15 protein-coding genes and 2 pseudogenes are annotated in these 20,790 nt (G+C 73.4%); 13 read left to right on the plus strand and 4 right to left on the minus strand.

Annotated features, from left to right (window positions below):
* Positions 1–22 precede the first annotated feature (22 nt).
* Positions 23–79: pseudogene (locus AC6EXY_RS20230) on the plus strand (hypothetical protein); the annotation flags it as partial.
* A gap of 94 nt (positions 80–173) precedes the next feature.
* On the opposite strand, the pseudogene AC6EXY_RS20235 reads toward AC6EXY_RS20230, so the two are convergent.
* A pseudogene (locus AC6EXY_RS20235) lies at positions 174–990 on the minus strand (PucR family transcriptional regulator); the annotation flags it as partial.
* Positions 991–1,161: 171 nt separating this feature from the next.
* Here AC6EXY_RS20235 and AC6EXY_RS20240 point away from each other — a divergent pair.
* Together AC6EXY_RS20240 and AC6EXY_RS20245 are read left to right on the plus strand one after the other, a co-directional pair.
* Positions 1,162–2,547, plus strand: a complete 1,386-nt coding sequence (locus AC6EXY_RS20240) for a peptidase M50 (RefSeq protein WP_499817816.1) — start codon at positions 1,162–1,164, stop codon at positions 2,545–2,547.
* A gap of 287 nt (positions 2,548–2,834) precedes the next feature.
* Positions 2,835–3,905 carry a TerC family protein gene (locus tag AC6EXY_RS20245; protein WP_101830962.1) on the plus strand — a complete coding sequence of 357 codons (1,071 nt, stop codon included), beginning with the start codon at positions 2,835–2,837 and terminating at the stop codon, positions 3,903–3,905.
* 38 nt (positions 3,906–3,943) lie between these two features.
* On the opposite strand, the gene AC6EXY_RS20250 is transcribed toward AC6EXY_RS20245, so the two are convergent.
* On the minus strand, positions 3,944–4,672 hold the full coding sequence (locus AC6EXY_RS20250) for a helix-turn-helix transcriptional regulator (RefSeq protein ID WP_101831008.1): 729 nt from the start codon (positions 4,670–4,672) through the stop codon (positions 3,944–3,946).
* Between the two features lie 656 nt (positions 4,673–5,328).
* On the opposite strand from AC6EXY_RS20250, the gene AC6EXY_RS20255 reads away from it, so the two are divergent.
* The gene (locus AC6EXY_RS20255) at positions 5,329–6,288 is read left to right on the plus strand and encodes a glycosyltransferase family 2 protein (protein WP_101830963.1); all 960 of its coding nucleotides are present in this window, start codon (positions 5,329–5,331) and stop codon (positions 6,286–6,288) included.
* 166 nt (positions 6,289–6,454) lie between these two features.
* A complete protein-coding gene (locus AC6EXY_RS20260) occupies positions 6,455–7,282 on the plus strand; it encodes a methyltransferase domain-containing protein (RefSeq protein ID WP_499817817.1) in 828 nt (275 codons plus the stop codon).
* A 123-nt stretch (positions 7,283–7,405) separates the two neighbouring features.
* Here the strand turns inward: AC6EXY_RS20260 and AC6EXY_RS20265 are convergent, their stop codons facing one another.
* Complete coding sequence (locus tag AC6EXY_RS20265; RefSeq protein WP_499817818.1) at positions 7,406–8,101, minus strand: MBL fold metallo-hydrolase; 696 nt, start codon at positions 8,099–8,101, stop codon at positions 7,406–7,408.
* Positions 8,102–8,338: 237 nt separating this feature from the next.
* Between AC6EXY_RS20265 and uvrA the strand changes: the two genes are divergently transcribed.
* Positions 8,339–11,260, plus strand: a complete 2,922-nt coding sequence (gene uvrA / locus AC6EXY_RS20270) for an excinuclease ABC subunit UvrA (RefSeq protein WP_499817819.1) — start codon at positions 8,339–8,341, stop codon at positions 11,258–11,260.
* Between the two features lie 41 nt (positions 11,261–11,301).
* Here the strand turns inward: uvrA and AC6EXY_RS20275 are convergent, their stop codons facing one another.
* Positions 11,302–11,715, minus strand: coding sequence for an SsgA family sporulation/cell division regulator (locus AC6EXY_RS20275; protein WP_101830999.1), 414 nt, complete (start codon positions 11,713–11,715; stop codon positions 11,302–11,304).
* A 250-nt stretch (positions 11,716–11,965) separates the two neighbouring features.
* On the opposite strand from AC6EXY_RS20275, the gene uvrC reads away from it, so the two are divergent.
* The 7 genes from uvrC to tpiA all read left to right on the plus strand — a co-directional run bounded on the left by uvrC (position 11,966) and on the right by tpiA (position 20,711).
* On the plus strand, positions 11,966–14,161 hold the full coding sequence (gene uvrC, locus AC6EXY_RS20280) for an excinuclease ABC subunit UvrC (RefSeq protein WP_101831000.1): 2,196 nt from the start codon (positions 11,966–11,968) through the stop codon (positions 14,159–14,161).
* Positions 14,158–15,027 (plus strand): RNase adapter RapZ, encoded by an 870-nt coding sequence (gene rapZ, locus AC6EXY_RS20285; protein ID WP_101831001.1) that lies wholly within the window; start codon positions 14,158–14,160, stop codon positions 15,025–15,027. The genes uvrC and rapZ overlap by 4 nt, the downstream gene beginning before the upstream one ends.
* Positions 15,028–15,029: 2 nt before the next feature.
* A complete protein-coding gene (locus AC6EXY_RS20290) occupies positions 15,030–16,124 on the plus strand; it encodes a gluconeogenesis factor YvcK family protein (protein WP_480014314.1) in 1,095 nt (364 codons plus the stop codon).
* Between the two features lie 5 nt (positions 16,125–16,129).
* Positions 16,130–17,116: a DNA-binding protein WhiA gene (gene whiA, locus AC6EXY_RS20295; protein ID WP_101831013.1), complete on the plus strand. Its 987-nt coding sequence runs from the start codon at positions 16,130–16,132 to the stop codon at positions 17,114–17,116.
* A 442-nt stretch (positions 17,117–17,558) separates the two neighbouring features.
* The gene (gap, locus tag AC6EXY_RS20300) at positions 17,559–18,566 is read left to right on the plus strand and encodes a type I glyceraldehyde-3-phosphate dehydrogenase (RefSeq protein WP_499817820.1); all 1,008 of its coding nucleotides are present in this window, start codon (positions 17,559–17,561) and stop codon (positions 18,564–18,566) included.
* A gap of 88 nt (positions 18,567–18,654) precedes the next feature.
* Positions 18,655–19,857 (plus strand): phosphoglycerate kinase, encoded by a 1,203-nt coding sequence (locus AC6EXY_RS20305; protein WP_101831004.1) that lies wholly within the window; start codon positions 18,655–18,657, stop codon positions 19,855–19,857.
* Between the two features lie 17 nt (positions 19,858–19,874).
* Positions 19,875–20,711, plus strand: a complete 837-nt coding sequence (gene tpiA, locus AC6EXY_RS20310) for a triose-phosphate isomerase (RefSeq protein WP_499817821.1) — start codon at positions 19,875–19,877, stop codon at positions 20,709–20,711.
* The last annotated feature ends 79 nt before the right edge of the window (positions 20,712–20,790 follow it).

Consider the following 20,790-nt stretch of genomic DNA (forward strand, 5'->3'; position numbering starts at 1 on the left):
CGAGCACGCGCACGGCCACAAGGTGCTGCACCGCGACATCAAGGCCGACAACATCCTGTTCGCGGGTGACGGCACCCTCAAGGTGACCGATTTCGGCATCTCCAAGCTGTTCGAGGGGTCGGGAACGGCGTCGGGAGCGTCGGCGGTGCCGGTGAGCGGCCGCGCCGCGGCGATCACCGCGACGAGCAGGCCGTCCCGGGTCGCCACGAGCGGCTCGCCGCCGCCGCCCTCGCCACTCAGGATGGTCTCGGCCGCGCGGGTCAGCGCCCGGCCGTCGAGGAAACGCCGGTTGCCGCCGACGACGAGGACCGTGTGCGGCGCCTCCAGCCGCAGGCCGAACGCCCCGGCCCGCTCCAGCAGCTGACCGACCGCGGACGTGCCGGTGAGCAGATCGTCGATGAGCTCGCGGCGCAGGGCCTCCTCGGAACGGGCCCGCGCGGTGCGGGCCGCCTCGTAGCCCTCGCAGACGGCGGCGACCGCGTCGTCGCTGGCCCGCAGCACGGCGGAGGCGGCCGCCCGGGTCCGGGACACCGCGTCGACGGTCTCGCCGGCCGACCGCATCACGTCCGCGAGCCGCGACGCCGGGTCGGCGAGCAGCTCCTCGTCGGCCAGGCCGTCGGTGGCGTGGCTCGCCTCCCGCGCGGTGCGGGCCGCCCGGTCGGCCGCCCGCACTGCGGGCAGCGACGGCCAGATCCGCCAGGTCGCCGACAGGTAGAGGTCGACCAGCGCCCGCAGGGACGCCCCGGACTCCGCCGCCGCCTGGCCGAGGCCGCGGAACGCCTCGAGCTCGGTCCGGGTCAGGCGCCTGCCGGTGTCCGCCGCGACGGCCAGCAGGTCGAGGTAGTCGCCGAGCAGGCCGGCGTGCAGCCGGGAGTCGGCCGCGGCGAGCACGGCCGCGCGCGGCAGCCGGGTGAGGCTCGTCCCGGGCAGGCCGGCCGGGATGTCGTCGTCGACCAGGAGAAGTTCAGCCGCTTTGTCCGCTTCGTCCACCTCTACGCCTCCCGCCCGTCCTTGCCGAGGTTCGGCAACGGGATCATAGAGGAACTCGCGCACTCCATGCGGTGTCTGCCGGGACTTCGACGGGCAGGCTAGTCGTTGAGATGTTCAGGAGCCCGGACGCGAACGCCGCCCGGGTCCATCCGGAAAGGAGTCTGAGCGGACATGACCACCGATGACGCCACCAGACGGGGAGGGATCCCGCCGATCGCGGTGCGTCCGGGATTCGCCGTCTCGGTAGCGGTCGTCACCGTCCTGCTCGGCGCGCTCACGCTGCCGGCCACCGTCCCGGACCGTCCCGGCTTCGCCTACCTCAGCGGCGGGCTGATCGGGGCCGGGCTGCTCGCCCTCATCCTGGTCGGTGCCGATCTGATGCGGGCCCGGGCGGCGCGCCGCGCCGGGCTGACGGTCGTCGGCATCACCCTCGGCGCCTTCGGCAGCCGGCTGTCCGTCGCCGCGGGTGAGCGGATGGCGGGCTGGTCGCGGGCGGGCGGTGCCGGCTCGGCGACCCTCGACCGCCCCGCCGGCGCCCGCGCCGGCGGCTCGTCGGCGCCGTCCCACGACCAGGAGATCCGCGGTCTCGCCGCCGGCGTCGACCTGGTCCCACCCCCGCCAGCGGGCCGATCCACGGGTTTCGGCGCCGGCACCACCGCCGACGGCGACGTGGCCGGGGCCGAGGCGGTGCGGGCCGAGGCGGGGATGGCCCGCGCGGGCCTCGCCGTCACTGCCCTCGCCGGTGCCGTGCTGGTCACGCTCGGAGCGCTCAGCCCCGGCGGAACCCTGGCCCTCGCCGGCCAGGTGGCGCTCTGGGTCGGCACGTTCGCCCTGCTCGTCACGGCCGTCGACGCGCTGCCGAGCCCTCGCAGCGCCGGTGGCCGGCTGATCGCCGACCGGGTGCTGCGCCGCACCGGCAGCCGGGAGCGCGCCGAACGGGCGGTGGCCCGGGCGGGCGTCGCCAGTGGTTGGGCGCTGATCCTCATCGGTGCCGCCGGGGTGTTCGTCGTCGGGTTCGTCGCCCTGTGGGCGGCCCTGCTCGGCTGGCTGGCCCTCGGCGCCTCCCGGCTCGCCCAGTCCCAGCAGCGCACGCAGGCCGCGCTCGCCGGTCTCGCCGCCCGCGACGTGATGGCGCCCGCGCCGCCCGCGTTGTCCTCTTGGTCGACGGTGGACGACGCGCTGCGGGACGTGGTGCTGCCGTCCCGCCAGGCCGTCTTCGGTGTTGCCGACTTCGACGGTTCCCTCGCGGGCGTGGCGCTGCTGCGTGATCTCGCGGCCGTGCCGATGGACGACCGCGGCCTGGCCCGGGTGAACCGGGTGCTCGTCCCGCTGTCCATGGTCGCCACGGCCGCGCCGCAGGACCCGCTGGCGGAGTTGCCCGGGCGGCTCGTCGAGCGGCCGGCCGCCGGCTGCGTCGTCGTGGTCGAACCCACCGGTGACGGCGGGGTGCGGATGGTCGGCACCGTCGGCCCGGTCGAACTGAGCCAGGCGATCGAGACGGCGCCCCTGCGCGGCGGCGGAGCAGGCCCGATGCGCCCCGGCAGCTTCTGGCGCTGATCCACGGGTTGGCGCGGACCGGCCGTCACGCGGCCCGCGCCAACCCCTCATCCCTCTGCCCCTCATGCCCCTGCCCCTCAGGCCAGTGACATCCGAAAAACCCAGTTACCCGATCGACAACTGAGACTTGTGCGCCGCCGCCGTCCGGACCCACGGCTCCCGGCGACGCGACGACCCCCCGTGCCCCGACCGGCCGCAGGCAACGGAGCCCGGCCGCTCGGGGCGACATCCGCCGCCCCGACCGCTCGTCCGCACCGCCAGACGACCCGAAGTTACTGGAGACATCCGTGCATGTGCCCTTCTGGGCCTGGGCCGCCTTCGTCGGCGTTCTGCTCGCCCTGTTGACCGTCGACCTGCTCGCCCACCGGCGTGCCCACGTGATCGGCTTCCGTGAGGCCGCCGCGTGGAGCGTGCTGTGGGTCACCCTCGGCCTCGGCTTCGCCGGCGTGATCTGGGCCTGGCAGGGGCCGGGCGCCGCCGGTGAGTACACCGCGGCGTACCTGCTCGAAAAGAGCCTGTCCGTCGACAACCTGTTCGTCTTCGCGCTGATCTTCTCGTACTTCCGGGTGCCCCGGGCCTACCAGCACCGGGTGTTGTTCTACGGCGTGCTCGGCGCCCTGGTGCTGCGATTTCTGTTCATCGCCGCCGGCATCGCGCTACTCGACCGGTTCAGCTTTGTCATCTACCTGTTCGGTGCCTTCCTGATCTACACCGCCGTGAAGATGGTGCGGGACGACGGCGTCGAGATGGACCCCGGCAAGAACCGCGCGGTGAGCCTGCTGCGCCGGTTCGTTCCGGTCACGGACGAATATCACGGCCAGCGATTCTGGCTGCGGCGTGCCGGCGTGCTCACCGCGACGCCACTGCTCGCCGTCCTCGTCGCGATCGAGACCGCCGACGTGCTGTTCGCCTTCGACTCGGTGCCCGCCGCGCTCGGTGTGACCGACGAGACCTTCCTCGTCTACACCAGCAACGCGCTGGCCATCCTGGGCCTGCGGTCGTTGTTCTTCCTGCTGTCCGGGCTGATGGAACGCTTCCACCACCTCGCCACCGGCCTCGCGTTCATCCTGGCCTTCATCGGGGTCAAGATGCTGCTCACGGACGTGTGGCACATGCCGATCGGGCTGTCCCTCGGCGTGATCGCCGTGGCGCTGGCCGCCTCGATCATCTGGTCGCTGCGCACCGAGCCTCCGCACAAGGAGGCACCGGACGAGCCCGCGCCAGCCAGCCCGGCGGTCTCCGGTGGTGAGCACACGGCTGGTGGTCAGCACACGGCTGGTGGTCAGCACGTCGCCGACGACGACCGGACGGCCGTCCCGGCCCGTGGCGCCGGGTCGGACTCCGGGCCTCGCGGCTAGGCCGCCTGGTGGCCGGTGCCACCGGGCCCGGGCGCCCGTCAGGTGGGGCGAGCCGGCTCGCCCTGGGCGGGCGCCCGGCGGATCCGCCGCGGACCGGGCGGCGGCGCCGTGAACAGGGCGAACGGGTCCCTGTCGGCCATCTGCTGGCCGGTGTTCACCGCGCGGGAGATGCGGTCCCAGCGGAACCACCGCGGCCCCCGCCGCTCCAGGCACCAGGCCAGCAGGTACCACTGGCCGCCGGTGAAGGCGAGCAGATGGGGCTCGACCCGGCGGCCGACCGTGCGGCTGCCGGCCGCGTCCTGGTAGTCGATGACCAGGATCTGGCCACCGCGCAGCGCCTCCTCGACGGTGGCGGCCAGCGCCGAGCGGATGACCGCCGGGGGAGCCGCCCAGCCCCGCGACGCCACCTCGGCGACCTGCTTCTGCTCCGCCGGGGGCATGGTGTCGAGCAGCTTCTCCAGGGCCGCCGCGCCGTCCCGGGTCAGCGGGCCGGTGGAGGCGGCGGCCAAGGCCACGGCCGCCGCGGTGGCCTGGCCCTGGGTGAGGGCGACCGGCGGCAGCATCGCGTGCTGGGCGAGCACGTAGCCGCCGCCCGGCCCCGAGATCCCCCCCACCGGCACCCCGGCGCCCTGGAGGACAAGGAGATCCCGGCGAATCGTCCGTACACTGACGTCCAGTCGGGCCGCCAGGCTCGCGGCTGTGCGCCCGGCGGGTCCGGCCCGGCGCAGCTCCTCGACGATCGCGGTCAGTCGATCTGGGTGCGGCATGCGTTCCACGTTGACAGGGCGCTGTCATGACTGATGGCGAAACGGCGGACTTCCATCAACTCACGGCCATCCGACCCGGGCCTGCGCCGCCAGGCCGACGCCGCCGGCGGGTAGCGCGGCGCCGCCGGCCTTCCGCGGGCGTTGGGGGCGCCCTTCCCGGGACGCGGCGCGCCGGTGCGTCGTCGCCGAGGTGTCCGTCGGCCCGGGGGAGCCCGCGGCCCGCGGCGACAGTCGCGCACGGCGGCCCCGGGGTGTGCGCCACCCGAGAGATCCATTATTTGTGTTCTCGTTGTCGTCGCGGCGGGGTCACGGTGTGCGTTTTCGGTTCGCATTTCACGTGGATCGGCGGTGATACTCGTGCGACGTGGTGCCTATGGCGCGGGAAGAGCGGGTGCGACTCGCCGGAAGGAAGAACCTGGACCGCCACAGCCAGGTCGTTACCCTGGTGGCGGTCGGTGTCCGGGTCGATGGACCGGGGTGGGTCCGTTCCGGCCGGTTAGCGGCGCACCGCAGGCCCGGCCGCCTTCGCGGCGGCCACTGCCGAATTCCGACTGATCGCCCTTGTCCGGTGTGATCCCATCGCGCCGAACGTGCGTCGCTGCCGGCCTTAACCGATTGAAGAAGTTTCCGGATTTCTCTTCTACTGAAGGCGGATAATGCACCCTCTGTTGGCGGTCGTCGTCTCCTATGGTGGCTCGACCCATCTGCACCGGTTGCTTTCGGCTCTGGTGGCGATCAGAGGCTCCCGGGTGGTGCTGGTCGAGAACGACACGCTCGGCGACTGCCCCGTGCCGGACGGGGTGCGCGTCCTCGAGGGGCAGGGCAACGTCGGCTACGGCACGGCGGTGAACGTCGCCGTCCGCGCCGAGCTCGAGGACGGATCGGCGCCGGAGTGGCTGCTCGTCGTCAACAGCGACGTGACGATCCCCGCCGACACCGCGGACGTGCTGCCCAAGCTGCTCGCCTGGTACCCGCCGTCCGTCGACGCGGTCGCCTTCCCGTTCCTCGCCACCGCCGGCGGCCCGCCGGCGCGCTCGAGGACGGTCCTGCCCACCCCGCGGACCAGCGCCTTCATCGCCGTGCGCGGGGAGGCGGCCGCCGTCGCCCGCTGGCCTGACCTGCGCTATCCCGTCGGCGCGTTCTTCGCCATCCGCGTGCCGACCTTCCTGCGGATGGGCGGCTTCGACCCGTCGTTCTGGATGTACTACGAGGAGACGGACCTGTTCGCGCGGCTGCACGCGGCCGCAGGCCGGATCGCCTGGGCCGACGACGAGTGGCCGGTGGTCCACCTCGGCGGCGAGACCGTCGGGCGCTCCGGACTGCTGCACGCCGAACTCGGCCGTGCCGGCGCCCTCTACGCCCGCCGCCACCGCGCGTCGCTCGGCTGGGCCTGGCCCGCGGTGTACGCCGGTCAGCTCGTCCTGCTGACCGCCCGCAAGCTCGTGACCGGCCATCCGCACGACGCGCTGCGCGCCGCCCGCATCCTCGCCGGTCTCCTCGGCGGCCTGGTCCGCCCGTCCTGGGAACCCGCGGTGCGCTCCCGCTGGAACGCCGTCCCCGCCGCGGCCCGCCACCGCCTCGGCCGCCTGCCCCGGCAGGAGCTGGCCGGCGGATAGCGGGATCCGCCGGCGAAGCCACCAGTAGTTCGTTTGCTGTTCGTCTTCTGCGGGGATGCCCGACGTCCGTTGTACGCCCGGCTCTCAGCAGGCTGCTCCGAAAGCAGTACCTCGCTACCGTGAGGGCTGTGTACGGGGGTGTTGTGCGGACAGGGAAAGGACAACCGTGCGGAACCCGAAGGAATCCACCGACGTCCCGGTCTCCCGCGGAGACGCGTTCCGCCAGGCCGATCAGGGCCGGAACATCCACGACGTGGTCGACACCATCGAACTGCAGTACACGCTGCCGTCCTTCCGCGCGTACAAGAAGGCCGTCCTGGCGGATCTGGACCTGCGGCCGGATTCCGCGGTGGCGGATCTCGGCTCGGGTCTCGGGCACGACGTTCTCGCGATCGGGGCCACCGTCGGCCCGACGGGTTCCTGTGTCGGCGTCGATCTGAGCGCCAGACTGGTCGAACTGGCCCGCGCTCGCGTCCCGGACGGCCTGGCGAACGTCTCGTTCACCGTCGGCTCGGCGGACGATCTCGACCTCGACGAGTCCTCGCTGGACGCGGTGAAGGCCGACCGGCTGCTCATGCACCTCGACGAACCGTCGCGCGTGCTCGCCGAGGCGTACCGGGTGCTACGGCCGGGCGGCCGGATGGCGCTCGTCGAACCCGACTGCGGCACAGTGACGATCACCAGCGCCGTCCGTGCGGCCACCCGCCGCTTCACCGACGCGTGGTGTGACGGTTTCCGCCACGGCTGGATCGGCCGGGACCTCCCGCGGATGGCCCGTCAGGCGGGCTTTCGGGACGTCGCCCTGTCCGGCCACCTCGTCACGGCCGAGGGCTTCGCCGCCGTCGACGCCCTGCTGGACGTCAGCCGCACGGTCGCCCGCCTCGAACCTCAGCCCGCCTCACTCACCACCTGGCTGGCCACCCTCCAGGACGGCGCCGCCCCGGACCCGATCACCGCCACCGTCACCATGTTCCACATCACCGCCCGCCGCTGACCCACACCTCGCCAGCGGCCCTTGTCTCTGTGTGGTCGCAGTCTCCGTGTGGTCGCAGGCGAGACCGAGGGGCCTATCAGTCCGGCACCCTGGCCTGCGCTGACAGCCCCGCGGGTGGGCTGATCACCAGCCGCGGGAGCGCCATTCGGCGAGGTGGGGGCGTTCGGCGCCGAGGGTGGTGTCGTCGCCGTGGCCGGGGTAGATCCACGTCTCATCCGGCAGGGGGCCGAAGACCTTGCGCTCCAGGTCGTCCATGAGGGTGGTGAAGGCGTCCGCGTCACCGAAGGTGTTGCCGGGGCCGCCGGGGAACAGGCAGTCGCCGGTGAACAGGTGCGGGGCGGCGGGGTCGGCGTCGTAGAGCAGGGCCACCGAGCCGGGGGTGTGGCCGACGAGGTGGATCGCCCGCAGGGTGGCGCGGCCGACGGTGACCCCGTCGCCGTCGTGAATGATCCGAGCGGTCGGTACCGGGATCTCGGCTGCGTCGTCGGCATGGGCGACCGTGGTCGCGCCGGTGGCGGCCACGACCTCGGCGAGGGCCTGGACATGGTCGCTGTGGCGGTGACTGGTGACCACGGTGGCGAGACCGGCGTCGCCGATCAGGGTGAGCAGGGTGCCGGGTTCGTTCGCGGCGTCGATGAGCAGCTGTTCGCCGGTGGTGGGGCAGCGCAGCAGATAGGCGTTGTTGTTCATCGGGCCGACCGCGACCTTCGTCACCATCAGGCCGGGTAGCGCGCGGGTGTCGGCCGGGCCGCCGACGGTGACCCGGCCCGTGTAGGCGCCGCCGGCCGCGGGCGTGGCGGTGTCGTGCTCGCTGGTCATGGAGGGGACTCCTCTCGCCCCCGGCGGGGCTGGGCGGACCGTGCTGGGACCACACGTGGGTGGAACACCATCATCCGTCAGGTCGTTACGGTCCGGCGGGTGGCGGGCGACGCGGAGGCGGGCGCGCCCGGTCCTGCGGTGGCGCCGGCGGGCGGCCACGAAAACTGTCGGACCCCGTCCGTAGCATGGCCACACCCGACCAGGTCCGATTTTCCGGAAGATCACGAGGGATCGACGATGGCCGACCGACTTGTCGTGCGTGGCGCGCGTGAGCACAACCTCCGCGACGTCGATCTCGATCTGCCCCGGGACGGGCTGATCGTCTTCACCGGGATGTCGGGGTCGGGCAAGTCGAGCCTCGCGTTCGACACGATCTTCGCCGAGGGTCAGCGGCGCTACGTCGAGTCGCTGTCCGCGTACGCGCGCCAGTTCCTCGGCCAGATGGACAAGCCGGACGTCGACTTCATCGAGGGCCTGTCGCCGGCGGTCTCCATCGACCAGAAGTCGACCTCGCGCAACCCGCGGTCCACCGTCGGCACCATCACCGAGGTCTACGACTACCTGCGGCTGCTGTTCGCCCGCGCAGGCCGGCCGCACTGCCCGAAGTGCGGGCGGCCGATCTCCCGGCAGACCCCGCAGCAGATCGTCGACCGGCTGCTCGAGCTGCCCGAGGGCACCCGCTTCCAGGTGCTCGCCCCGGTGGTGCGCGGGCGCAAGGGCGAGTACGTCGACCTGTTCGCCGAGCTGCAGAGTTCCGGGTTCGCCCGGGCCCGGGTCGACGGCACCGTCGTCGCCCTCACCGACGTGCCGAAGCTTGAGAAGCAGCGCAAGCACACCATCGAGGTCGTCGTCGACCGGCTGGCGGCGAAGGCGTCCGCCAAGCAGCGGCTCACCGACTCGGTGGAGACGGCGCTGCGCCTCGGCGGCGGGCTCGTCCTCGTCGACTTCGTCGACCGGCCGGCGGAGGACCCGGAGCGCGAGCGAATGTACTCCGAGCACCTCGCTTGCCTCTACGACGACCTTTCCTTCGAGGAGCTCGAACCGCGGTCGTTCTCGTTCAACTCGCCGTACGGCGCCTGCCCGGAGTGCACCGGCCTCGGCACCCGCAAGGAGGTCGACCCCGAGCTCGTCGTGCCCGACCCGACGCTGTCGCTGGCGCAGGGCGCGATCGCCCCCTGGTCCGCGGGGCACAACAAGGAGTACTTCGAGCGGCTGCTCACCGCCCTCGCCGAGGACCTCAGCTTCCGGATGGACACGCCCTGGGAGGGCCTGCCCGAGCGGGCCCGCAAGGCGGTGCTGCACGGTAGTGGCGAGACGGAGATCCACGTCGGCTACACCAACCGCTACGGCCGCAAGCGCTCCTACTACACCTCGTTCGAGGGTGTGATCGCGTTCCTCGGCCGGCGGCACCGGGAGGCCGAGTCCGACAGCAGCCGCGAGCGGTACGAGGGTTACATGCGCGACGTGCCGTGCCCGGCCTGCCGGGGCGCGCGGCTGCGGCCCGAGTCGCTGGCGGTGACCGTTGGCGGGCGGTCGATCGCCGAGGTGTCCGGAATGGCCATCGGCGAGTGCGCGGCGTTCCTGCGGGAGCTGGAGCTCACCGAGCGGGAGCAGACCATCGCCGGCCGGGTGATCAGGGAGGTCGACGCGCGGCTGACCTTCCTGCTCGACGTCGGCCTCGACTACCTCTCCCTCGACCGCGCCGCCGGGACGCTCGCCGGCGGCGAGGCACAGCGCATCCGGCTCGCCACCCAGATCGGCTCCGGTCTCGTCGGCGTCCTGTACGTGCTCGACGAGCCGTCCATCGGCCTGCACCAGCGGGACAACCGCCGGCTCATCCAGACCCTGCTGCGGCTGCGTGACCTCGGTAACACGCTCATCGTCGTCGAGCACGACGAGGACACGATCCGGGCGTCGGACTGGGTGGTCGACATCGGGCCCGGCGCGGGGGAGCACGGCGGGCGGGTCGTCGTCTCCGGGCCGGTGGCGGACCTGCTGGCCAGCGAGGAGTCGATGACCGGCGCCTACCTGTCCGGCCGCCGGCAGATCCCGGTGCCCGACATCCGTCGCACGCCGACCAAGGGCCGGGCGCTGACCGTCCACGGCGCCCGCGAGCACAACCTGCGCGACGTCACCGTGTCGTTCCCGCTCGGCTGCTTCGTCGCCGTCACCGGAGTGTCCGGCTCCGGCAAGTCGACGCTGGTCAACGACATCCTCGCCACCGTGCTCGCCAACCGGCTCAACGGCGCCCGCGAGGTGCCCGGCCGGCACCGCACCGTCAGCGGGCTCGACCACCTGGACAAGGCCGTGCGGGTCGACCAGTCGCCGATCGGGCGGACGCCACGCTCCAACCCGGCGACCTACACCGGCGTGTTCGACCACATCCGCCGCCTGTTCGCCGAGACGACCGAGGCGAAGGTGCGTGGCTACCTTCCCGGCCGGTTCTCGTTCAACGTCAAGGGCGGCCGCTGCGAGGCCTGCTCCGGCGACGGCACCATCAAGATCGAGATGAACTTCCTGCCGGACGTCTACGTTCCGTGTGAGATCTGTCACGGCGCCCGGTACAACCGGGAGACGCTGGAGGTCCACTACAAGGGCCGCAACATCGCCGAGATCCTCGACATGCCGATCGAGGAGGGCGCCGAGTTCTTCGCCGCCGTCCCGGCGATCGCCCGCCACCTGCGCACCCTGAACGACGTCGGCCTCGGCTACGTGCGCCTCGGCCAGAGCGCGCCGACGCTGTCCGGCGGTGAGGCCCAGCGGGTCAAGCTCGCCGGCGAGCTGCAGCGGCGCTCCACCGGCCGCACGGTCTACGTCCTGGACGAGCCGACGACGGGCCTGCACTTCGAGGACATCCGCAAGCTGCTCGGCGTGCTCGGCCGGCTGGTCGACGCCGGCAACACGGTGATCGTCATCGAGCACAACCTCGACGTGATCAAGACGGCCGACTGGATCGTCGACATGGGACCGGAGGGGGGCACCGGCGGCGGCCGGGTCGTCGCCCAGGGGGCACCGGAGACGGTGGCTGCGGTGGCCGAGAGCCACACCGCCGTCTTCCTCCGGGAGATCCTCGGCGACCGGGTCGCCGCCGCCGAGGCGCGCCCCGGAAAGAACGGGGGGCGCGGCCGGCGCCTCGCCGAGGCCGCGGCGGCCCGCTGAGGCCGGCGGCGGGATCGGGACGGGCGGCCGGGGGAGGCCTGTCAGTTCTCCAGCAGGTCGGCCAGGACCGTGTCGAGTTCCGCCTCGGTGTGCTCCTGGCCGGTGGGGACGAGCCGCTCGGTGCGGTCCAGGAAGCGGCGCAGGGACGAGGTCGCGACCACCACCACCCGGCGCTGGCCGCCGTCGAGCAGGTCCAGCCGGACGCCGCGGCGTGCCGGGTCCGGGCCGATGCGCACGTCGCCGTCGCCCACGGCCGTCTCCAGCCCGGTGCGCAGCGCGTCGCGGGGCGCCACCCAGGTGCCCTGCGGCAGCGCGGGGTGCTCCGGCCTGGACACCAGCGACAGGGACACGGCCAACGGGTCGCAGGCGCGCCAGCCGAACTGGAGCACCGTGACCCGCCCGCGGCTGGCCCCGTCGTCCACGACGAACTCCGCCGTGACGTCCTTTCCAAGCACGTGCTGGCTCCCTCGGTTCGCTTGCCCGGTGTGTCGAGGGTCGCAGCCCCCTCGCCCGGGCGCCAGCGGGGTGACCCACGACAGCGGAAGGTGTAGATGTGATTACTTTACGCCCATGGCTCCACTCCCGTCCGTCACTCCTCCGAGACGCTTCGCGAGGACCCGCCGTGGAGGCTCCGAGCTATGCGTGATGAAATGGTTACGTGCAGGTGCTGCTCGTTCCGGATGATGGTCGCCGTAGGCTCGGTTCATGGCTGATCCGGCGTCCTACCGGCCCCCGCCGGGCTCGATTCCCGAGACCCCCGGCGTCTATCGCTTCCGCGACGAGCACGGCCGCGTGCTCTACGTCGGCAAGGCCAAGAACCTGCGGGCCCGGCTGGCCAACTACTTCGCCGATCCGTACACGCTGCACCCCCGCACCCAGACCATGGTCCGCACCGCGAGCGCCGTGGACTGGACCGTCGTCACCACCGAGGTCGAGGCGCTCCAGCTGGAGTTCACCTGGATCAAGCAGTTCGACCCGCGCTTCAACGTCCGCTACCGCGACGACAAGAGCTACCCGAGTCTCGCCGTGACGCTGCACGAGGAGTTCCCGCGGCTGCAGGTGATGCGCGGGCCGAAGCGCCGGGGCGTGCGGTATTTCGGCCCGTACGCCCATGCCTGGGCGATCCGCGAGACCCTGGACCTGCTGCTGCGCGTGTTCCCCGCACGCACCTGCTCGGCCGGGGTGTTCAAGCGGGCCGGGCAGGTCGGCCGGCCGTGCCTGCTCGGTTACATCGACCGCTGCTCGGCGCCGTGCGTCGGCCGGGTCGACGCCGAGACCCACCGGGCGATCGTCGACGACTTCTGCGACTTCATGTCCGGTCACACCGCGCGCTACCTGCGCCGGCTGGAGCGCGAGATGCGCGAGGCCGCACAGGCCCAGGAGTACGAGCGGGCCGCCCGGCTGCGCGACGACGCCGGGGCGCTGCGCCGGGCCATCGAGAAGCAGGCCGTCGTGCTGCCCGACGACACCGACGCCGACGTGATCGCTCTCGCCGAGGACGAGCTGGAGGCCGCCGTCGCCATCTTCCACGTGCGCGGCGGGCGGGTGCGCGGCCAGCGCGGCTGGGTCATCGACAAGGTCGACGAGGTGACGACCGCCGACCTCGTCGAGCAGTTCCTCACCCAGGAGTACCTGGACGGTGGGGCGCCGGCCGGCGATGGGCAGCCGTCGGGAGGCGGGGCGCCGGCGGACGGTGGTGCCGGGGTGCCGCGGGAGGTGCTCGTCCCCGTCCTGCCGCCGGACGCGGACGCCGTGACCGAGCTGCTCGGCGAGATCCGCGGTGGCCGGGTGGACCTGCGGGTGCCCCGCCGGGGCGACAAGCGCACGCTGCTGGAGACCGTCGAGCGCAACGCCCGCCAGGTGCTCGCGCTGCACCGCACGAAGCGGGCCAGTGACCTGACCGCGCGCAGCCGGGCGCTCGCCGAGCTGCAGGAGACCCTGGAGCTGCCGGACGCGCCGCTGCGCATCGAGTGCTTCGACGTCTCCAACATCCAGGGGACCAACGTCGTCGCGAGCATGGTCGTCTTCGAGGACGGGCTGGCCCGCAAGTCCGAGTACCGCCGCTTCTCCATCCGCGGCGCCGCGTCGGACGGCGCGACCGACGACGTAGCGAGCATGCACGAGACGATCCACCGCCGCTTCTCCCGCTACCTCGCCGAGAGGTCCCGCACCGGCGAGCTCGTCGGCATCGCGGACACCCCGGACGACGCGGCCAGCGCGGACGCCCTCGCCACGGCCGACGCCAACGCCAACGCCGACGCCGACGCCGCGGGCGGTGGGGAGGCCGCCGGGGGGCCGATCGATCCGGACACCGGCCGGCCGCGGAAGTTCGCCTACCCGCCGAACCTCGTCGTCGTCGACGGCGGCGCGCCGCAGGTCGCCGCTGCCGCCCGCGCCCTCGACGAGCTCGGCATCGACGACGGGCCCGGCGGGGTGGCGCTGTGCGGGCTCGCCAAACGCCTCGAGGAGGTCTGGCTGCCCGGCAGCGACGAGCCGGTGATCCTGCCGCGCACGTCCGAGGCGCTCTACCTGCTCCAACGGGTGCGCGACGAGGCGCACCGGTTCGCGATCACCTACCACCGGCAGAAGCGGTCCGCCGCCATGGTGGTCTCCGCCCTCGACGAGGTGCCGGGGCTGGGGGAGACCCGGCGCAAGGCGCTGCTGCGGCGGTTCGGCTCGGTCGCGAAGGTGCGGGCGGCCAGCGTCGAGCAGCTCACCGAGGTGCCCGGGATCGGCCCGCGCACGGCCGAGGCGATCCTCGCCACCCTCGCCCGCTCCGCCCCAGGGGGCGTCTCGGCACCCGCGCCCGCCGTCGACCCGGCCACCGGTGAGATCCTCGACGACGGTCCGGTCGCGGACCATGCCGACGCGGAGCATGCCGACGCGGGGAGCGTGTCATGACCACCCCCACCCTCGATCTCGCGATCATCACCGGGCTGTCCGGGGCGGGCCGCAGCACGGCGGCCAAGTGCCTGGAGGACCTCGGCTGGTTCGTCGTCGACAACCTGCCACCCGGGCTACTGTCCACGATGGCCGAGCTCGGCCATCGCTCCGGCGGCGCGGTCAGCCGCATCGCCGTCGTCGTCGACGTGCGTGGGCGGGCTTTCTTCTCCGACCTGCGGGCCGCCGTCGCCGCCCTCGACGCCCGCGGCATGCATCCGCGGATGCTGTTCCTCGAGGCCAGCGACGACGCGCTCATCCGCCGCTTCGACCACGTCCGAAGGCCGCACCCGCTGCAGGGCGACGGGCGGGTCGTCGACGGCATTGGCCGGGAGCGGGCCCTGCTCGCCGAGCTGCGGGGCGAGGCAGACCTCGTGCTGGACACCACCGACCTGAACGTGCACGAGCTGCGCTCGAAGATCGACGCGGCGTTCGGGCTGCCGACCGCGAACCGGCTCAACGCGACGGTCGTGTCGTTCGGGTACAAGTACGGCCTGCCGCTGGACGCCGACCTCGTCGCCGACTGCCGCTTCCTGCCCAACCCGCACTGGGTGGAGGAGCTGCGCCCCTACACCGGGCGTGATCCGCAGGTGCGGGACTACGTGCTGGCCCAGCCGGGCGCCGCCGAGTTCCTCGACCAGTACGCGGCGCTGCTGCGCCTGGTGGGCGACGGCTATGCCCGGGAGGGCAAGCGGTACCTGACGCTCGCCGTCGGCTGTACCGGCGGCAAGCACCGCAGCGTCGCCATGGCGGAGCAGCTCGGCGTGCGCCTCGCCGCCGACGGTGTCGGGGTCCGGGTCGTGCACCGCGACCTGGGACGGGAGTGAGCGTGCCGGATCCCACTCCGTCCGCCGGACCGTCGGTCGTCGCGTTCGGCGGCGGCCACGGCCTCGCCGCCTCGCTGGCGGCGCTGCGTGGGCTCACCCCGTCGCTCACCGCCGTCGTCACCGTCGGCGACGACGGCGGTTCGTCCGGCCGGCTGCGCACCGAGCTCGGCGCGCTGCCCATGGGCGACCTGCGGATGGCCCTGGCCGCCCTGGCCGAGCCGGGCGGGGTCCCGGCGACGTGGGCGGAGCTGTTCCAGCACCGTTTCGGCGGCGACGGTCCGCTGGCCGGGCACGCGGTCGGCAACCTCGTGCTCACCGGGCTCGCGGAGCGCACCGGCTCGCCGGTGGCCGCGCTGGACCTGGCCGCCGTCCTGCTCGGGGTGCGTGGGCGGGTGCTGCCGCTGGCCACCGAGGGCATCGACATCGTCGCCGACGTCGCGGGTCTCGACCCGGCGGCGCCGGCGGCGACGAGCGAGGTCCGTGGGCAGGCGGCCGTGGCGACCACGGCCGGCCGGGTGGTCGGCGTGCGGCTCACCCCGGCGGCGCCGGCGCCCTGCGCGGAGGCGGTCGCGGCGGTGCGGGCCGCCGACTGGCTCGTGCTCGGCCCCGGCTCCCTGTACACGAGCATGCTGCCGCACCTGCTGGTGCCTGGCATGCGCGAGGCCATCACCCAGTCGCGGGCGCGCCGGGTGATGGTTCTGAACCTGGCCGCCCAGCCCGGCGAGACCGCCGGCTACACCCCGCCGGCGCACCTGGAGGCGCTGCGCCGGCACGTGCCCGGCCTGTGCGTGGACGTCGTCCTCGCCGACCCGACGGCGGTGCCCGAGCCGGATCCCCTGACCCGGGCGGCGGCCGAGCTCGGGGCGCTGCTGCACCTGGCGCCGGTGCGGGTGCCCGGCGCTCCCGTGCACGATCCGGCCCTGCTCGCCGCCGCCTTCCGGACGCTGTTCGCGGCCCTGCCGCGGCCGGCAGCGGCGGTGCCCGCACCGCCCGCCGCCCGCACTGGACCGCCCGCCTCCTCCCGGCGGCCGGTCACCACGTACCCATCGTCCGGCGGAGCGGTTCGCCGGACCTCATCCGGTGAAGCCAAGGAGTGATCGGTGTGGCGGCGATGACGGCCACCGTCAAGGACGAACTGAGCCGGCTGCGGGTCGCGAAGCCCTGCTGCCGGCGGGCCGAAATGGCCGCCCTGCTGCGTTTCGGCGGGGGACTGCACATCGTCGGGGGCCGAATCGTCGTCGAGGCGGAGCTGGACACGGGCGCGACCGCGCGCCGGCTGCGCCGTGAGGTCGCGGAGGTGTTCGGGTTCCCGTCCACCGTGGCGGTGCTCGCCGCGGGCGGCCTGCGCCGCTCGGTGCGCTACATCGTCCGGGTGGAGCGCGACGGCGAGCAGCTCGCCCGCTCCACCGGGCTGCTCGACCAGCGGGGCCGGCCGGTGCGCGGTCTGCCGCCGCAGGTCGTCACCGGGTCGGCGTGCGACGCGGCGGCGGCCTGGCGGGGCGCGTTCCTCGCCCATGGGTCGCTGACGGAGCCCGGCCGGTCCTGCTCGCTGGAGGTCACCTCGCCGGGGCCGGAGGCGGCGCTGGCGCTGGTCGGCGCGGCGCGGCGACTCGGCGTGCAGGCGAAGAGCCGCGACGTGCGCGGCGTCGACCGGGTCGTCATCCGAGACGGCGACGCGATCGGCGCGCTGCTGACCCGTATCGGCGCCCACGAGAGCCTGCTGGCCTGGGAGGAGCGGCGGATGCGCCGCGAGGTCCGGGCGACGGCGAACCGGCTGGCGAACTTCGACGACGCGAACCTGCGCCGCTCGGCCCGCGCGGCCGTCGCCGCGGGGGCGCGGGTGCAGGCGGCGATGCGCATCCTCGGTGAGGACGCGCCCGAGCACCTGCTCGCCGCCGGCCGGCTGCGCCTCGAGCACGCCCAGGCGTCGCTGGAGGAGCTGGGCGCGCTGGCCGATCCGCCGCTGACCAAGGACGCGGTCGCCGGTCGGATCCGCCGGCTGCTCGCGCTCGCGGACAAGCGCGCTCACGCCCTCGGTATCCCCAATACCGAGGCGAGCGTCTCACCGGATCTCCTGGAGAACGCCTGAAGCGCGACAATATACTATTTGGTTGATTCCGGGCATTTCGCTAACCAGATCGGCAAATGCGGCCGCCGCGCCGACCGGTCGGGCCCTGATCAACGATGCCCGGTCCGCGTGGAATAATGACCCGTGTAGCACCATCGGGATCGCCCGCGGGAGCGGGACCGGCCCCACGGCGGGGCGCGTCCGGACGGGCGCCCACGCCGGACGGTGCCGGCCCGGCTGGTGCGTCGTTCCAGGCCAGGGGGCCGTGCGGGGCGGCGGCGGTCCCTCCGGCCACGGCACGCTGGCGTGGCTGACGGGAAGCAGTGCCGTCGGCGGGCGGGCGGCCTCGTGTGAGGAGACCAACACCGCACGCTTCGGATTACCGCCGATGATGTGCGAACTCGTTAGGCTCCTCCCTCGACACATCGATAACGACGAGACACAACGGTAGGGAGTCCAGGACGTGGCTACGCGGGTGGGTGTCAACGGCTTCGGGCGGATCGGCCGTAACTTCTGGCGGGCGCTCGCGGCGAGCAAGCGCAGCGACCTCGAGATCGTCGCCGTGAACGACCTGACCGACAACAAGACCCTCGCGCATCTGCTGAAGTACGACACCACGCTCGGCACGCTGGCCTCGCCCGTCAGCGTCACCGACGGCGGCATCAAGGTCGGCGACACGCTGATCAAGGTCCTCGCCGAGCGGGACCCGGCCGCGCTGCCCTGGGGCGAGCTGGGCGTGGACATCGTCATCGAGTCCACCGGCCGCTTCACCAAGGCCGCCGACGCCGGCAAGCACATCGCCGCGGGCGCGAAGAAGGTCATCATCTCGGCTCCGGCCAAGGACGAGGACATCACCGTCGTCATGGGCGTGAACGACGACGCCTACGACCCGGCGACGCACCACATCCTGTCCAACGCCTCCTGCACCACGAACTGCGTGGCGCCGCTGGCGAAGGTGCTCGACGAGGCTTTCGGCATCACCCAGGGCCTCATGACCACCGTGCACGCCTACACCAACGACCAGGTCATCCTGGACTTCCCGCACTCGGACCTGCGCCGGGCCCGGGCGGCGGCGCAGAACATCATCCCGACCACCACCGGTGCCGCCAAGGCCACCGCGCTGGTCCTGCCGCAGCTCAAGGGCAAGCTCGACGGCCTGGCCATGCGCGTGCCGGTGCTCGACGGCTCGGTCACCGACCTCGTCGCCACGCTCGCGAAGCCGGCGAGCAAGGAGGAGGTCAACGCGGCGTTCAAGGCGGCCGCCGAGGGCCCGCTCAAGGGCTACCTGGTCTACACCGAGGACCCGATCGTCTCCTCGGACATCGTGAACACCCCGGCCTCGTGCACTTTCGACTCGCTGCTGACGATGTCCGCCGGCAACCAGGTCAAGGTCATCGGCTGGTACGACAACGAGTGGGGCTACTCCAACCGCCTGGTCGACCTGACCGCGCTGGTCGGCGCCCGGCTCTAGGTTCCCGTCACCCGGGCCGGGGCCGGCACTCGCCGGTTCCGGCCCCGATCCCGCAGTTCCCGGCCTCGAACCCCTGGAGTAGCGAAGAGTGAGGACGATCGACGACCTGCAGGTCGCCGGGCACCGCGTCCTGGTCCGCAGCGACCTCAACGTGCCGCTGGACCGCTCCGGCGACGCCCCGCGCATCACCGACGACGGCCGGGTCCGCGCCAGCGTCCCGACGATCGCCGCGCTGCTCGACCGCGGCGCCCGGGTGATCGTGACCTCCCACCTGGGCCGCCCCAAGGGCGAGCCCGACGCGAAGTACTCGCTGGAGCCGGTCGCGGCCCGGCTCGGGGAACTGCTCGGCCGCCCGGTGGCCTTCGCCGGCGACGGCAGCGGCGACATCGCCGGGGAGCGGGCCCGCGAGGTCGTCGGCGCGCTGGCCGACGGCGAGGTGGCGATGCTGGAGAACCTGCGCTTCAACCCGGGCGAGACCAGCAAGGACGCCGTGGTCCGGGCCGCGTTCGCGGACGCGCTGGCCGCGCTCGCCGAGTTCTACGTCGGGGACGCGTTCGGCGCCGTGCACCGCGCGCACGCGAGCGTCGTCGACGTGCCCAAGCGGCTGCCGCACGCCGCCGGCCGGCTGGTTCTCACCGAGCTCGACGTGCTGCGCCGGCTGAGCGCCACCCCCGAGCGGCCGTACGCGGTCGTCCTCGGCGGCTCGAAGGTCTCCGACAAGCTCGGCGTCATCCGCGCCCTGCTGCCGAAGGTCGACGCGCTGCTCGTCGGCGGTGGCATGTGCTTCACCTTCCTGGCCGCGCTCGGCCACGGCGTCGGCTCGTCGCTGCTCGAGGCCGAGATGATCGACACCTGCAAGGAGCTGCTCGCCGAGGGTGGCGAGCGGATCGTGCTGCCCACCGACGTCGTCATCGCCGACCGGTTCGCCGCCGACGCCGCGACGAAGGTCGTCGCCGCGGACGCCATCGAGGAGGGCTGGCTCGGCCTGGACATCGGCCCCGCGTCCACCCGCGCGTTCGCCGAGCGCCTCGGTGGTGCCGTCACCGTGTTCTGGAACGGCCCGATGGGCGTCTTCGAGATGGCGCCGTTCGCCGCCGGTACCCGCGGCGTCGCCGAGGCGATCGCCGCCGGCAACGGGTTCTCCGTCGTCGGCGGCGGGGACTCCGCGGCGGCGGTCCGCACGCTGGGCATCCCCGACAGCGGCTTCAGTCACATCTCCACCGGCGGTGGCGCGAGCCTCGAGTACCTCGAGGGTGCGACGCTGCCCGGCCTCGCGGCCCTCGGCGTCTGAGACCGGGGCCGATCGACATGGCACCGCTGGGACGCGGACGATCCGAGAAGGGCAGGACCGTGGGCACGAACAGGGGCAGCGGGCGGCGGACGCTCGTCGCCGGCAACTGGAAGATGAACCTCAACCACCTCGAGGCCATCGCTCTGGTGCAGAAGGTCGCGTTCGACCTCAAGCCGGCCGAGCTCGAGGCGGTCGAGGTCGTCGTCGTGCCGCCGTTCACCGACCTGCGCAGCGTCCAGACGCTGATCGACGGGGACAAGCTCGCCCTCGGCTACGGCGCGCAGGACCTCTCTCCGCACGGCTCCGGCGCGCACACCGGTGACATCAGCGGCGCGATGCTCGCCAAGCTCGGCTGCAGCTACGTCGTCGTCGGGCACTCCGAGCGCCGCGCCGACCACCACGAATACGACGCCACCGTCGCCGCGAAGGCGAAGGCGGCGTACGCGGCCGGCCTCACCCCGATCCTGTGCGTCGGCGAGGTCGAGGCGATCCGGGTCGCCGGCACCCACGTCGAGCACGTGCTGGGCCAGCTCAGCGGCTCCCTGGCCGGCATCACCGCCGAGCAGGCGGCGACCATCGTCATCGCCTACGAGCCGGTGTGGGCGATCGGCACCGGGCGCACCGCCTCGGCGCAGGACGCCCAGGACATGTGCGCCGCCGTGCGCGGCCGGCTCGCCGAGCTGTACGGCGAGTCGGTAGCCGCCGGCATCCGGGTGCTGTACGGCGGTTCGGTGAAGGCGGCGAACGCCTGCGAGCTGTTCACCATGCCCGACATCGACGGCGGTCTCGTCGGCGGGGCGAGCCTCGTCGCCGAGGAGTTCGTCGGCATCGTGCGCAGCGGCCCGCCGGCCTGACGGCGGCGCGACGACACGGGCCCGGCCGGTACCAGCACGACACCGGCCGGGCCCTGTCATGCCCGGGGGGCCCGGTCTT

The sequence above is a fragment of the Frankia sp. RB5 genome (assembly GCF_059816245.1).